This is a genomic window from Pseudomonas sp. B21128 (assembly GCF_044218865.1).
Lineage (GTDB): Bacteria > Pseudomonadota > Gammaproteobacteria > Pseudomonadales > Pseudomonadaceae > Aquipseudomonas > Aquipseudomonas iridis.
This window is the reverse complement of the sequence record NZ_CP162590.1, coordinates 2,753,471-2,767,556: the sequence shown is the minus strand read 5'-3', so window position 1 is coordinate 2,767,556 and position 14,086 is coordinate 2,753,471. Positions and strand designations below refer to the sequence as shown.

The following is a 14,086-nucleotide window of genomic DNA, read 5'->3' as shown; positions in this document are numbered from 1 at the left end:
CCCGCGACAGGCGCGGGTTTCTTCTAAACGGGTGCAGCCCCTGAAAAGCTCAGGCTTACATGCGCTGCAAATCGCGCTGGGCCAACTGAGCGGCGGACGTACCCGGATATTGGGCCACCACCTGTTGCAGAATGCCTTTTACCTTGTCGGTGTGACCGAGGCGGCGCTCTACGTCAGCCAGCTTGTACAGCGAATCCGGCACTTTGTTGTGCTTGGGATACAGTTGCGAAACCTTGGCGAAAGCCTGACCTGCACCTTGCAGATCACCCTTGGCCAGGTTCACTTCCCCCAACCAGTACTGGGCGTTGCCCGCGTATTGGCTGTTCGGGTATTTGCGCAGGAATGCCGAGAAGGCCTGGCTGGCCTTGTCGAAATCCTTGGCTTTGATCAGGTCGAAAGCGGCATCGTAATACAGCTTTTCCTTGGCCGGATCAGCCGGTTCGCTACCCGCAGCAGGTGCCTGGGCGGCAGCAGCCCCAGCGCCAGCGGCGGCACCGGCAGCAGCACTTGGATCGCCACCGGCAGAAGAATTCTCAGGAGTCGCGGCAGGTGCAACGCCGGTTCCTATGCGTCGATCAAGATCCTGGTATCGCTCCAGGGATTCTTGCTTCATACGCGCAACCTGGTTCTGCAGTTCTTCAATCACACCTTGCTGGCGCGAAATCTGATCCTGCATCTGTTGCAGTTGGTTAAACAGCATGCCTTGTGCCGAGGCAGGGGCCGAAGCCGCTCCCCCGGCATAGGCGCCGTTCGTACCGTAACCCGCAGGCGGATAACTGCTCCCGCTATTGTTATAACCGGAGTTGTCATCGACCACAGGAACCGCAGCCCACACCGCAAGCGGTGCGAGACTGAGAGCCAGAACAGTTACAGCACGACGGCACGTTCGCATATCGAATTACTTACGCAGTTCGACGCGACGGTTTTGAGCCCAGGACTGCTCGTCGTTGCCGGTAGCAACTGGACGCTCTTCGCCGTAGGAAACCAGTTCCAGCTGAGCTGGGGAAACACCTTGCAGTACCAGGTAGCGTTGAACGGCTTTCGCACGACGCTCGCCCAGTGCCATGTTGTACTCACGAGTACCACGTTCGTCGGTGTTGCCTTCCAGCACAACGCGAGCGCCGTTTGCTTTCAGGTCTTTGGCGTGAACGTCCAGAGCGCGCATGGCTTCTGGCTTCAGGTCCGAGCTGTCGTATTCGAAGTAGAAGGTGGTGATTGCGCGCAGAGCAGCTTCTTCGCTCAGGGAACCGTCAACGGCACCAGTGTTTGCGCCGTAACCAGCGTTTGGATCAACAGCGCCTTCACCGGCGTTGTCGCCGCCTTTGGACGAGCAACCTACAGCTACAGCCATGGCCAGAGCCAGCGCAGCAAATTTACCAAACTTCAGCATTTCCATCGTGAAACTCCTAATGAACCCCAGTGTGTTAAGTAAAACGTGTAGCGCCCGCTCACTTCAGGTAAGGGGACCAGGACGGTTCTCTGACTTCGCCTTGAGCGGTAGGAAGCGGGAGCCTAACGCGTCCATTAATGGACACGAGCATCAAGACTCCCCGGCCCTGTTGGCGGGTGGCGTAGATTACCATGGTGCCGTTGGGCGCAACAGTAGGCGACTCGTCCAGAGTGCTATCAGTGAGAATCTTTACACTACCTCGCTGCAAATCCTGGGCGGCCACCTTGAAATTGGTGAAACCATCCTGGCGATGGATCATCACCAGCGTCTTTTCATCTGCCGACAGTTTCGGGTTGGCGTTGTAGTTACCTACGAACGTCACACGCTCGGCACCACCGCCACTGGCGCTGGTTTTGTAGATCTGTGGCTTGCCGCCACGGTCCGAGGTGAAGTAGATGGTCGAACCATCCTTGCCCCAGTACGGTTCGGTGTTGATGCCTGGGCCCGCCGTTACACGGTTGATCTGACGCGAAGCCAGATTCATCACGTAGATGTCCGGGTTACCGTCCTTCGACAACACGAACGCCAGACGATCACCATTCGGCGACCAGGCCGGTGCGCCGTTCAGGCCTTCGAAGTTGGTGATCTGCTCACGACGACCGGTGTCGATGTTCTGCATGAAAATACGTGGACGCTTCTGCTCGAAGGACACGTAAGCGATACGCTTGCCATCCGGTGCGAAACGCGGCGACAGGATCGGCTCGCGCGACTGCAACAGAGTCACGGCGCGAGCACCGTCATAGTCCGAACGCTGCAAGGTGTAACGGGTGTTCTTCTCGGAGAAGCGTTCAGCCGTCACGTACAGCAGGCGGGTCGAAAACGCGCCCTGGATACCGGTGAGTTTCTCGAACGACTGGTCAGAGATGTAGTGCGCCATATCGCGCAGCTGCTCGGTGGTACCGGAAACACTGCCGTCAGCCACTTTCTGCTCGGTGGCCACGTTGAACAGTGCCCATTGCACCTGCAGACGACCGCCCGCTGGTGCGATGCTGCCGACCATCATGTATTGAGCACCCACCGCCTTCCAGTCACGGAAGATGATTTCGCTCGGCTGGCTTGGCTGGCTGATCATGTTTTGCTTTGGAATCGGCGAGTAGTAGCCCGAGTTACGCAAATCGTTACCAATGATTTCAGCCATGTCGTCCGGCAGGACGGCGCCGCCCTGCAAACCGAACGGTACAACGGCGATCGGAGTAGCCCGATCGCTGCCGCTGGTGACCAGAATGTTCTTTTCATCAGCCATCGCGATCCCTGCCATGCAGCAGATCACGACCAGCATTCCTCGAAGAAGGTTTCTCACAAGGCTAGATCCTCAGGTGTGAATGTCATCTTGAATGAACGATACGGAGCGAAATCGCTCGGCTTCATTCCCTGCATTTCTGTCAAACGTCCAATATTCTTGACCGCCGCTACTGCCGAAGCATCGAACGGACCATCGCCACTGGATTTGGACACGCTGACCGAAGTCACCGTACCGTCCGGCAACATGCCGATTTGCAACACGACCGTCATGCCTTTGCGCGCCGAAGGTGGACGAGCCCAGCCTTCCGCTGCCCGCGCACGAATCAGGTCATCGAAACTGCCCGCGACTTCGTCACCCTGCTCATCGGCCAAGGCCTGCTGACGCTGCGGCGTGTCGGAAAGCAAATCTGCCAAGGCCTGAGCCTTTTTGTCTTCGGTAGATTTACGTGCCGCTTCCTGCGCTTTCTTCTTCGCAGCATCGGCAGCAGCTTTCTTCTTCGCTTCGTCGGCGATTTTCTTCTTCGCCTCTTCAGCTTCAGATTTCTTCTTGGCGTCTTCGGCGGCTTTCTTCTTCGCGTCTTCGACGATCTTTTTCTTCGCTTCTTCAGCAGCCGCTTTCTTGGCCTCTTCTTCAGCAGCCTTTTTGGCTTCTTCTTCAGATTTCTTCTTGGCTATATCAGCCAATTGTTTCTCTTCTGCCTTCTTGGCTTCGGCGGTCTTCTTCGCGTCATCGGCTTTTTTGGCTTCATCAGCCTTTTTCGCCTCGTCCGCTTTTTTCGACTCGTCGGCCTTCTTGGCTTCCTCGGCCTTTTGAGCCGCTTCTTCTTTCTTTTGTTCCGCAGCTTTCACCGCTTCCTGCTCGACCTTTTTCTGTTCCATCTGCTCGACTTCAGTCTGACGCGCGGCGGATTTCTTCGCCTCACCCGCAATCTTCTGATTGGTCTGGGTAGTTGCCTGACTTTTCGATTTCAGCTGGTACAGGGTCGCCTGGACAATCGGCTTGGCCGGCGGCAGCTCTGGTGTAAAGGCGAAACTGACGAACAGCATGCCGAATACCAGCACGTGCAGGACAATCGCCAGAACACTAGGCCAGAAGTAGCTTTCCGAGGCAGACGGCTCTCGCAGTGGCTGCATCAGGGGGCCTCGGTAATCAAACCAACGTTACCGACCCCGGCTTTCTGCAATCCGCCCATGGCGCCCATGACGGAACCATAGTCGACGGTTTTGTCGCCGCGGATAAACACTTGGGTACGCTTGCCGTTACCGTTGCCGGCCGCGATGATTTTTGTCACCGCGTCGGTCATCTGCGGCAGGGTCATGGCCCTGTCCTGTTGCTTCTCGGTGTCGACTTCGCTGCCAAGGTTCCAGTAATAGGTCTTGTCAGCCTTGATCGAAATGGTCAGGACCTGGGTGTTGTTGTCCTGCGGCAAGGCTTCGCTGGAAACCTTGGGCAGATCAACTTTCACGCCCTGATTGAGCATCGGCGCGGTCACCATGAAAATGACCAGCAGTACCAGCATCACGTCGATGTAAGGCACCACGTTCATCTCGGCGACCGGCTTGCGCTTTTTGCGAGCTCGAGCGATTAAAGCCATTGGAAATTACCTGCTTATTCTTCGCTGGTGTGCACTTTGCGGTGCAGGATCGCCTGGAATTCATCGGCGAAGGTGTAGTAACGGCCCAGCAGGGTTTCGCTGCGAGCAGCAAAACGGTTGTAAGCGATTACCGCAGGGATGGCGGCAAACAGGCCGATCGCCGTGGCAATCAGTGCTTCGGCGATACCCGGAGCCACGGTGGCCAGGGTCGCTTGCTGGGCGCTGGCCAGACCGCGGAAGGAGTTCATGATGCCCCATACCGTACCGAACAGACCGATGTACGGGCTGACCGAACCCACAGTGGCGAGAAACGGCAGGCTCTGCTCGAGTTTCTCTTCTTCGCGGGAGATGGCAACGCGCATGGCACGGGCCACGCCTTCCATCACCGCTTCAGGATCGACACCTGGCTGCTGGCGCAGACGGGAGAACTCTTTGAAACCGGCGCGGAAGATTTGCTCGACGCCCGAATCCGGATCAGGGTTGCTGCCGGCCTGACGGTACAGTTTGGACAAATCGATACCCGACCAGAAGCGCTCTTCGAAGCTCTCCAGGGCGCGTCGACCGGCACGCAGCAGGTTGCTGCGCTGAAAGATCATGATCCATGAGGTCACCGATGCGGCCACCAGAGTCAACATTACCAACTGCACCACGATGCTGGCATTGCTGACCAGGCTCCACATGGAGGAATGGTCGACGACGTTAGCTTCCACGCTTTATCTCCTGCTTTGAGTGTGTACCCGGGCCGACCGCGTCGGCGAAAGCCGCACGCAAGTCTTCGGGAAGGGCCCGGGGTTTCAAACTGTTAGTGCGCACACAGGCCACCAAAAACTGCCCTTCACAGAGCAGCACATTATCCGTTGCCCGCCTGACCTGCTGTTTGAAACGCAGGCTGGCACGGTTCAATTCGATTACTTCAGCACTTACCAGAAGCTCGTCGTCCAGTCGCGCCGGCGCGTGGTAACGCGCTTCGCTGGAATGCACGACAAACAACAGGTCCTCGCCGGCAAGCTGCGATTGGGCAAAGCCCAGTTCGCGGAGCCGCTCGGTTCGAGCCCGTTCCATAAACTTGAGGTAATTAACGTAATACACGATGCCGCCCGCATCGGTGTCCTCGTAATAAACGCGACAACGATGTGCGAACGGCTCAAGCCCGTTTTGCGCGCGCATACTCTAGTGCTTACTCCTCATGTTGCCAATCCGGCCAGACAACTGTTTTTCGTTGTTTCAGGGCTTTACCGCAAAAGTACCGACCTCTGACAGTACAAACCCTGAATAAATCGACAACAAATGTGTATTAATCGTCCACGGCATCGAGAAACTCGTCTACCACGGGCGTCTCACCCATTCGTGACGGAATGTTTAAACCGAAATGCAGATACGCATGCCGTGTCACTACCCTGCCCCGTGGCGTGCGCATGATGTAACCCTGCTGGATCAGATACGGCTCCAGCACGTCTTCAATCGTGTGGCGTTCTTCACTGATGGCCGCTGCAAGGCTGTCGATACCGACGGGCCCGCCATCGAACTTCTCGATCATGGTTAACAGCAAGCGCCGATCCTGATGATCGAAACCATGCTCGTCGACATCCAGCAGGTTCAGCGCCAGATCCGCCACCGCTTTGGTGATGTGGCCCTTGGCGCGCACTTCGGCAAAATCGCGCACGCGGCGCAGCAATCGGTTGGCAATTCGCGGCGTACCACGGGCACGTCGAGCGATTTCGAAGGCGCCCTCCGGGTCCAGTGGCAGGCCAAGAATATTCGCCGAACGACCGACAATCGTCGCCAGATCCGCGGTGCTGTAGAACTCAAGACGCTGGACGATACCGAAGCGGTCACGCAACGGGTTGGTCAGCATGCCGGCGCGAGTGGTCGCCCCGACCAGGGTGAACGGCGGCAGATCGAGCTTGATCGAGCGTGCTGCCGGCCCTTCACCGATCATGATGTCGAGCTGGAAATCTTCCATCGCCGGGTACAAGACTTCTTCGACGATTGGCGACAGACGATGGATTTCATCGATGAACAGCACGTCATGCGGCTCAAGATTGGTCAGCAACGCCGCCAGATCACCCGGACGCTCCAGCACCGGGCCCGAGGTGCTCTTGATCGACACGCCCATTTCCTGGGCGATGATGTTGGCCAGCGTGGTTTTACCGAGCCCCGGCGGGCCGAAGATCAACGTGTGATCAAGCGATTCGCTACGGCCACGAGCAGCCTGGATGAACAGTTCCATCTGCTCGCGCACGGTCGGCTGACCAATGTAGTCAGCCAGACTGACCGGGCGAATGGCGCGGTCCTGGACTTCTTCGCGCTCGCGCGGAATGTGCGCAGCGGCGATCAGACGATCAGCTTCAATCACTTAAATCATTCCCTTCAGGGCGCGGCGGATCATGTCTTCACTGCTCAAATTCTTGTCCTTGATGGCCGAAATTGCCTTGCTCGCTTCCTGCGGCTTGTAACCCAAGGAAATCAGCGCGCTGACCGCATCGTTCTCGGCGGTATTGACCGGCGCCGGACCGTCCGGCTGATTTGGCACCAGGGCAAACATGGCCGGCGAGGTTTCCCAGGCCTTGAAGCGATCCTTCAGCTCGACGAGCAGACGCTCGGCGGTTTTCTTGCCGACGCCCGGCACCTTGGTCAGCGCCGACGTGTCCTGAGACTGCACACAGCGGACCAGTTCATCGACTTCCAGACTCGACATCAATGCCAGGGCCAATTTCGGCCCGACACCATTGAGACGGATCAACTCGCGAAAAAAGTCTCGCTCACGCTTGCCCGCGAAACCATAGAGTAACTGCGCGTCTTCGCGTACGACCAAGTGCGTGTGCAGGGTCAGCGGTTCACCGACCGGCGGCAGGCGATAGAGAGTGGTCATGGGCACTTCCAGCTCATACCCGAGGCCATTTACATCGAGAATCAGGTGCGGCGGCTGTTTCTCAGCCAGGGTGCCGCGCAAGCGTCCAATCACGTTTCAGATCCTTGAGCGTTGGCCAGCCGTGGGCTGGCGACTGACGGAGAGCGTGCTTCAGGCCGACGACCCAGGCGCGAAACCCGCATTCCGGAAAATTTGATTGCTGATGCTATCAGAGACGCAGGCGCCCGCCACGACTGCGTGCCGCTCCCAGCCCATGCGGCAGCAGACTGGAACGGGTGTGAGCGTGGCAAATGGCAATGGCCAGGGCGTCCGACGCATCGATTTGCGGTTTGCTGGTCAACTTCAGCATGTGCATGACCATCATCTGCACCTGCTCTTTATTGGCCGCGCCCGTGCCGACCACGGCCTGCTTGACCTGGGTTGCTGTGTACTCGGCAATTTCCAGGCTTTCTTCGGCACCGGCAACAATCGCCGCGCCACGGGCCTGCCCGAGTTTGAGCGCCGAGTCGGCGTTTTTCGCCATGAACACTTTTTCGATGCCCATGGTGACCGGGCCGTAGGTCTGAATGATTTCACGCACGCCGCGATAGACGATTTGCAGTCGTTCATGCAGTTCGCCAGCGCCGGTGCGTATACAGCCCGAGGCGACGTAGATGCAGCCGCCACGTCCGGTATCGCGAACAATGCCGTAACCGGTGATGCGCGAACCGGGGTCGATACCAAGAATTAAAGTCATAACGCCTGCGGGTTCGGAAAAAGCACGAAATTCGATACAACAAATAACAAATGTGGGAGCTGGCTTGCCAGCGATGACGGAGTGTCAGACCCCATCATTTTCTGATGTGCCGACGCCATCGCTGGCAAGCCAGCTCCCACATGAAAGCCTAGTCGCTCTTAACCGAGCTGAGCGGCCACGTCCTCCGGAATATCGGCGTTGGAATAAACGTTCTGCACGTCGTCCAGGTCTTCAAGCATGTCGATCAGCTTGAGCACCTTCTCCGCGCCCTCCAGGTCCAGTTCGGCGCTGGTGGTCGGCAGCATGACGATTTCCGCGTCATCACCCTTGAAACCGGCGGCTTCCAACGCGTTACGCACGGAATAGAAACCGGCGAACGAAGTGAACACGTCTATCGAACCATCTTCGTTCGTCACCACGTCATCGGCGTCGGCTTCCATCGCCGCTTCGATCAGTGCGTCCTCATCAACGCCCGGGGCGAAGGCGATCTGGCCCTTGCGCTCGAACAGGTACGCTACCGAACCGTCGGTGCCCAGGTTACCGCCGCACTTGCTGAACGCATGGCGCACAGCCGCTGCGGTGCGATTGCGGTTGTCGGTCATGCACTCGACCATCACCGCCACGCCGCCCGGGCCGTAACCTTCGTAACTCAGCTCGACCATGTCGTCGGTGTCGGCGGCACCGGCACCACGAGCAACCGCGCGATCGATGATATCGCGGCTCATGTTCGCACCAAGGGCCTTGTCCAGGGCCAGGCGCAAACGCGGGTTGGAACCCGGATCACCGCCCCCCTGACGGGCAGCGACGGTCAGCTCACGAATCCACTTGGTAAAGATTTTGCCTTTCTTGGCATCCTGACGTTCTTTGCGGTGCTTGATGTTCGCCCACTTGGAATGACCCGCCATAACTCGCTCCGAATTCTCTTTGAAACGTTGCCCGCCCTGCACTTGCAGCGGCCGGCAAACAAAAAATCTTGAACAGCTTTCAAACCATAAGAAAGAAAAAAGGCGCATCCGAAGATGCGCCTTCAGGCCCGTCTTACTCAGCCTTTGGCGTTTCGCGCAAACGAATGTGCAATTCGCGCAATGCCTTGGCATCCACTACACCCGGTGCTTGCGTCATGACGTCGGCAGCGCTCTGGGTTTTCGGGAAAGCGATCACTTCACGGATCGACTGGGCGCCGGTCATCAGCATCACCAGACGGTCCAGACCGAAGGCCAGGCCACCGTGCGGCGGTGCGCCGTACTTCAGGGCGTCGAGCAGGAAGCCGAACTTCTCTTCCTGCTCCGCTTCGTTGATGCCCAACAGACGGAACACCGACTGCTGCATTTCCTTGCGGTGGATACGGATCGAACCGCCACCCAGCTCAGTACCGTTCAGCACCATGTCGTACGCGCGGGACAGAGCAGCGGCCGGGTTGGCTTCAAGCTCTTGCGGCGTGCACTTCGGTGCAGTGAACGGGTGGTGCAGCGCAGAGAAGCTGCCGTCGTCGTTTTCTTCGAACATCGGGAAGTCGACGACCCACATTGGCGCCCACTCGCAGGTCAGCAGCTTCAAGTCGTGACCGAGCTTGATGCGCAGTGCGCCCAAGGCTTCGCTGACGATCTTGGCCTTATCGGCGCCGAAGAACACGATGTCGCCATCGACTGCGCCAACGCGATCGAGGATCACGTTCAGCTTGTCTTCCGGGATGTTCTTCACGATCGGCGATTGCAGGCCTTCAACACCGGCAGCGCGCTCGTTGACCTTGATGTACGCCAGGCCCTTGGCACCGTAGATGCCGACGAACTTGGTGTAATCGTCGATCTGCTTGCGCGGCATGCTCGCCCCGCCTGGAACGCGCAGTGCGGCGATACGGCATTTCGGATCGTTGGCCGGGCCGCTGAAGACCTTGAAATCGACTTCTTTGAGTTGATCGGCAACGTCGACCAGTTCCAGCGGGTTACGCAGGTCTGGTTTGTCGGAACCGTAGCGGCGCATGGCTTCTTCGAAAGTCATGTGCGGGAATTCGCCGAATTCCAGACCCAGCACTTCCTTGAACAGGTTGCGGATCATTTGCTCGGTGAGGCCCATGATCTCTTTTTCATCGAGGAAGCTGGTCTCGATGTCGATCTGGGTGAATTCAGGCTGACGGTCGGCACGCAGGTCTTCGTCGCGGAAGCACTTGGCGATCTGGTAGTAACGGTCGAAGCCGGCCACCATCAGCAGTTGCTTGAACAGCTGCGGCGATTGCGGCAGTGCGAAGAACGAACCGGCGTGAGTACGGCTTGGCACGAGGTAGTCGCGTGCGCCTTCCGGAGTTGCACGGGTCAGGATCGGCGTTTCAACGTCGAGGAAGCCGTTTTCGTCGAGGAAGCGACGGATGCTGGTGGTCATGCGCGAACGCAGACGCAGCTTCTCGGCCATTTCCGGACGACGCAGGTCGAGGAAGCGATAGCGCAGGCGGGTTTCTTCGCCAACGTCGGAGTATTCGTTGAGCGGGAACGGCGGGGTTTCCGACTCGTTCAGCACTTCCAGTTCGTAACCCAGCACTTCGATCATGCCCGACGCCATGTTGGCATTGGTTGCACCGGCCGGACGCAGACGCACCTTACCGGTGATCTTCACGACGTACTCGCTGCGCACGCGATCGGCGGCGGCGAAGCTCTCGGCGCGATCCGGATCGAACACCACCTGGGCCAGACCGTCACGATCACGGATATCGAGGAAAATCACCCCGCCGTGGTCGCGGCGACGGTGAACCCATCCGCAAAGGGTAATTTCCTGACCTTCCAGGCTTTCGTTCAGTTGGCCGCAATAGTGGCTGCGCATCATGGTAGTGGTTCGCTTCTCGTAATTCGAAATTCGGTGGAGATCCCGTCGCACTCAAGCATTGTGCGACCCGTGGAAACTCACGCGTGTCGTTCGACCTGGGCCTGAACCCTAGTCAGATTTGTCGCTACCGGCCAGGTTCTTCTTGGTTCCGGTCTTGAAATCGGTTTCGTACCAACCGCTGCCGCTGAGGCGAAAGCCGGGCATCGACAGCTGTTTCTTGAGCTCTGGCGCCTGGCAGGCAGGGCAGTCGACCAGCGGTGCATCGCTGATCTTTTGAATGGCTTCCAACTGATGACCACAGGAAGCACATTGATAATCGTACATCGGCATGGGGGTGTCTCGGCGATCAGATTGCCACCGCGCGCAGGGCTTTGCGGCGAAAGAGCGGGATTATATCCATTAAATGCGGCCTGTGCAGCCGTAAGACTGCACAGGCCGCAACCTCCTTTGCAACCGCTGTTTCAGAGCGATTTCGCTGACTCAGCGACTTTGATCCCGTTCATGACACACACCACTCGTACCAGCGCACTGAAATTTTTCACCCCGCCGTGACGCAAATGCACCTCACGGTCAACGTGGGATAACAGAGAGCTGATCGAACAGCAGTTGTCTTTGGCCATGGCGCCGAGGATGTTCCAGTACACCTGCTCCAGCCGCAGGCATGTCGCGTATCCGTTCAAACGCACGGATCGGGACAGTGGCTGTACCAATGACATGTCGAATTCATTGACGAACGGATCGAACTTCAATTCATGCTGCAAGCCGACAATCCTGTCGACTCGCCTGTCTCCCTCTATCATATCGGTGACACTCCTTTGCCATCTCTGCGTGTTTTTCCAAAGTCACATCCTGTGACTTCATAAAAACGCAGACGCAAAGTTATATCCAGATGACTAATTGACCATCCCCGTAGGATAAGCCAACGATAGAAGTAAGACTTTGGACAGCGCGAGCACCCCCAAGGCCTGCCCGCGCACCCGGGTCAGGCTTCGAGCAATGCGCGCAACATCCACGCGGTTTTTTCATGGACCTGCATGCGCTGGGTCAGCAGATCGGCCGTCGGCTCATCGCTGACCTTGTCGAGCAGCGGGAAAATGCCGCGCGCGGTGCGTGTCACGGCTTCCTGACCGTCGACCAATTGCTTGATCATGTCCTCGGCGCTGGGCACACCCTCCTCCTCTTTGATAGAAGAAAGCCGCGCATACGTGGCATAAGCGCCTGGAGCCGGGAAACCAAGGGCGCGAATGCGCTCGGCGATTGAATCGACGGCCAGTGCCAGCTCGTTGTATTGCTCTTCGAACATCAAGTGCAGCGTGCGGAACATCGGGCCTGTGACGTTCCAGTGGAAGTTATGGGTTTTCAGATACAGCACGTAGGTGTCCGACAGCAGACGCGACAGCCCCTCGACGATGGACTTGCGGTCTTCTTCACTGATACCGATATCGATTGCCATGTTTACCCCCTAACGGCGATTTGAATTCATCCAAGGTACCGCCCCACTCTAGCAAGGCTGTCGATCCCTCGCAGCCCCGAATCGACACTCGCACTGCGACAAATCGACCACTGTGCTGCCGCTGGCCGGCCTGATTTGAGTAGCTGCAGGCTTTGCTGTTAAATAGGCAGTGTGTCGCTATGCCCCATTTTCCGGGGATTTGCGCATAGGCTGATGCTGCGTCCGTGTCCACCGCCTCTTATTTTGTCCCGAAGCGAACCGTGCGCCTCCAGCTCTTCCTTGTGAGCCGTTAATAACGTGAGCCAATCAAAATGTTGAAAATCGTCCACCTGCTAATGGGCGCAGCGGCACTGCTGCTGTCGTTCATACCTAGCTTGAAATCCGAAGCCGTTCCCTACCTGCAACAACCCGATGCACTTTACCTGGCCTTTTTCGGCCTGCTGAACCTGGTCATTGCCCCAGTGATCCCTTACTGGAACAAAGGCCCGCGCCAGCATCTGCAAAATCTGGTCAGTGCTCTTCTGGTGCTGACTGTCGTCCTCCAAACCTTGACCCTGATCGCGCCGATGCCTGTCATCGCCGGCCAGCCAGCCGTGTTGTTCAGCCTGGTGATTGCCCTGGTTGCCGTGGTCCTGCACCTGGCCGTCAGCTTTTATCGATCTTCACCGGCCGCCACGCCAACCACCTACGACATGACCAACCGCGATACCGGTACCGTCAAGTGGTTCAACACATCCAAAGGCTTCGGCTTTATCTCCCGGGATTCCGGTGATGACATTTTCGTGCACTTTCGCGCGATCCGTGGCGAAGGCCACCGCGTTCTGGTTGAAGGCCAGCGCGTGGAGTTCTCGGTGATGAACCGGGACAAAGGACTGCAAGCCGAGGACGTGATCGCCGCGCTGCCGCGTCGCTGATCCAAGGCATAAAAAAACCGCGAGCAGCGTGCTGTTCGCGGTTTTTTTACGCCTGTTGAAAACACTTAATAGTGTGGCGGGGGTGCTTCTTCCTCGAAGGATTCGAACTGCCCGACCATCTCTTCCTGACGCTTGAGCAACGCAGCCATTTGCAATTGCAGACGCTCGACCACCCGCTGCTGCGCTACCAGGATGTCGTTCAATGTCTGGATAGTGTCGTCCTGAAACGCCAGACGGCTTTCCAGATCGTTAACGCGTTCTTCCAGGGTCATGACTCAGCCCTCCAAAAAGGTGAAATCTTCGGTCAGCACCACACGCAACTGCGCGCGAATGGCAGCCACCTGTTCGCTGTCATAAGGCTTTGCCGGATGCTTGCCCCAGACCGGCGCAGGCCACGCCGCGTCGTCGCGTTTGCGCACGATCACATGCATGTGCATCTGACTGACCACGTTGCCCAGCGTCGCGACGTTCATTTTGTCGGCGTCGAACAAGTCTTTGAGCAACTCGGCCAGCGCGGTGGTTTCCAGCCAAAGCTGTTGCTGATCGGCGACATCCAACTGAAACAATTCGCTGATACCGTTGCGGCGTGGCACCAGGATGAACCACGGGTAGTTGGCGTCGTTGGACAGCAACAGTCGGCAAAGCGGAAAGTCGCCGATGGTCAGCGTGTCCTGTTGTAGTCGTGAATCTAAAGCAAACACTGCGCGCACTCCCGGCTGATCTACGTAATTTCGCTTGGCAGCCCACCCGACAGGCAGCGCACCAAGCGACAGAACCGCAGCATACCTGCGAATGCGCCCGCCTTCACGACGACTGTGAGCTGCCATCCTCCGGGCGCCCCGACATGTGACATTTTGAGACACCCCGCACCAGCACGGAACCTGAACCGATGATCATCACACTCAAATGGCCGGAATCCCTTGAGGTGCTCACGATCATCCGCAGCCTGAACTGTATGAATCCGGTACAGCGTGTAAATTTTTTGCACCAAAACCGCACAGTGGGTCTAC

Annotated in this window: 18 protein-coding genes; 1 reads left to right on the top strand and 17 read right to left on the bottom strand. The window is 57.8% G+C overall.

From position 1 onward, the window contains the following. Positions 1-55 precede the first annotated feature (55 nt). From ybgF to AB4P91_RS12175, 15 genes are all read right to left on the bottom strand, one after another. Positions 56-892, bottom strand: a complete 837-nt coding sequence (gene ybgF, locus AB4P91_RS12245; RefSeq protein WP_395604874.1) for a tol-pal system protein YbgF — start codon at positions 890-892, stop codon at positions 56-58. A gap of 6 nt (positions 893-898) precedes the next feature. Further along, positions 899-1,396, bottom strand: a complete 498-nt coding sequence (gene pal / locus AB4P91_RS12240; RefSeq protein ID WP_003178634.1) for a peptidoglycan-associated lipoprotein Pal — start codon at positions 1,394-1,396, stop codon at positions 899-901. A 52-nt stretch (positions 1,397-1,448) separates the two neighbouring features. Beyond that, the gene (tolB, locus tag AB4P91_RS12235; RefSeq protein WP_150593231.1) at positions 1,449-2,729 is read right to left on the bottom strand and encodes a Tol-Pal system beta propeller repeat protein TolB; all 1,281 of its coding nucleotides are present in this window, start codon (positions 2,727-2,729) and stop codon (positions 1,449-1,451) included. Positions 2,730-2,746: 17 nt separating this feature from the next. Beyond that, on the bottom strand, positions 2,747-3,826 hold the full coding sequence (gene tolA, locus AB4P91_RS12230) for a cell envelope integrity protein TolA (protein WP_047302760.1): 1,080 nt from the start codon (positions 3,824-3,826) through the stop codon (positions 2,747-2,749). Beyond that, complete coding sequence (gene tolR, locus AB4P91_RS12225) at positions 3,826-4,278, bottom strand: protein TolR (protein ID WP_187679779.1); 453 nt, start codon at positions 4,276-4,278, stop codon at positions 3,826-3,828. Before tolR ends, tolA begins: the two co-directional genes overlap by 1 nt. 23 nt (positions 4,279-4,301) lie before the next feature. Continuing rightward, positions 4,302-4,997: a protein TolQ gene (gene tolQ, locus AB4P91_RS12220; RefSeq protein WP_008080223.1), complete on the bottom strand. Its 696-nt coding sequence runs from the start codon at positions 4,995-4,997 to the stop codon at positions 4,302-4,304. Further along, positions 4,987-5,454: a tol-pal system-associated acyl-CoA thioesterase gene (gene ybgC / locus AB4P91_RS12215; RefSeq protein ID WP_064119107.1), complete on the bottom strand. Its 468-nt coding sequence runs from the start codon at positions 5,452-5,454 to the stop codon at positions 4,987-4,989. The genes tolQ and ybgC overlap by 11 nt, the downstream gene beginning before the upstream one ends. Positions 5,455-5,581: 127 nt before the next feature. Next, entirely contained in the window at positions 5,582-6,643 is a 1,062-nt protein-coding gene (gene ruvB / locus AB4P91_RS12210) for a Holliday junction branch migration DNA helicase RuvB (protein ID WP_150592864.1), read from the bottom strand. Beyond that, positions 6,644-7,252: a Holliday junction branch migration protein RuvA gene (gene ruvA / locus AB4P91_RS12205; RefSeq protein ID WP_042560639.1), complete on the bottom strand. Its 609-nt coding sequence runs from the start codon at positions 7,250-7,252 to the stop codon at positions 6,644-6,646. Positions 7,253-7,367: 115 nt separating this feature from the next. Further along, on the bottom strand, positions 7,368-7,895 hold the full coding sequence (ruvC, locus tag AB4P91_RS12200) for a crossover junction endodeoxyribonuclease RuvC (RefSeq protein ID WP_007912737.1): 528 nt from the start codon (positions 7,893-7,895) through the stop codon (positions 7,368-7,370). A gap of 158 nt (positions 7,896-8,053) precedes the next feature. Beyond that, positions 8,054-8,800 (bottom strand): YebC/PmpR family DNA-binding transcriptional regulator, encoded by a 747-nt coding sequence (locus AB4P91_RS12195; protein ID WP_395604873.1) that lies wholly within the window; start codon positions 8,798-8,800, stop codon positions 8,054-8,056. Positions 8,801-8,933: 133 nt separating this feature from the next. Then, entirely contained in the window at positions 8,934-10,709 is a 1,776-nt protein-coding gene (gene aspS, locus AB4P91_RS12190) for an aspartate--tRNA ligase (RefSeq protein ID WP_150592862.1), read from the bottom strand. A gap of 108 nt (positions 10,710-10,817) precedes the next feature. Beyond that, a complete protein-coding gene (locus AB4P91_RS12185; RefSeq protein ID WP_042560642.1) occupies positions 10,818-11,039 on the bottom strand; it encodes an FmdB family zinc ribbon protein in 222 nt (73 codons plus the stop codon). Positions 11,040-11,170: 131 nt separating this feature from the next. After that, positions 11,171-11,509, bottom strand: coding sequence for a ribbon-helix-helix domain-containing protein (locus tag AB4P91_RS12180; RefSeq protein WP_150592861.1), 339 nt, complete (start codon positions 11,507-11,509; stop codon positions 11,171-11,173). A 182-nt stretch (positions 11,510-11,691) separates the two neighbouring features. Next, positions 11,692-12,162: a Dps family protein gene (locus AB4P91_RS12175; RefSeq protein WP_150592860.1), complete on the bottom strand. Its 471-nt coding sequence runs from the start codon at positions 12,160-12,162 to the stop codon at positions 11,692-11,694. Positions 12,163-12,473: 311 nt separating this feature from the next. Between AB4P91_RS12175 and AB4P91_RS12170 the strand changes: the two genes are divergently transcribed. Next, a complete protein-coding gene (locus AB4P91_RS12170) occupies positions 12,474-13,076 on the top strand; it encodes a cold-shock protein (RefSeq protein ID WP_042560645.1) in 603 nt (200 codons plus the stop codon). A 65-nt stretch (positions 13,077-13,141) separates the two neighbouring features. Here AB4P91_RS12170 and AB4P91_RS12165 read toward each other — a convergent pair whose 3' ends face one another. Further along, the gene (locus tag AB4P91_RS12165; protein WP_042560646.1) at positions 13,142-13,348 is read right to left on the bottom strand and encodes a SlyX family protein; all 207 of its coding nucleotides are present in this window, start codon (positions 13,346-13,348) and stop codon (positions 13,142-13,144) included. Positions 13,349-13,351: 3 nt separating this feature from the next. Continuing rightward, on the bottom strand, positions 13,352-13,777 hold the full coding sequence (locus AB4P91_RS12160) for an HIT domain-containing protein (RefSeq protein WP_150592859.1): 426 nt from the start codon (positions 13,775-13,777) through the stop codon (positions 13,352-13,354). Positions 13,778-14,086 lie beyond the last annotated feature (309 nt).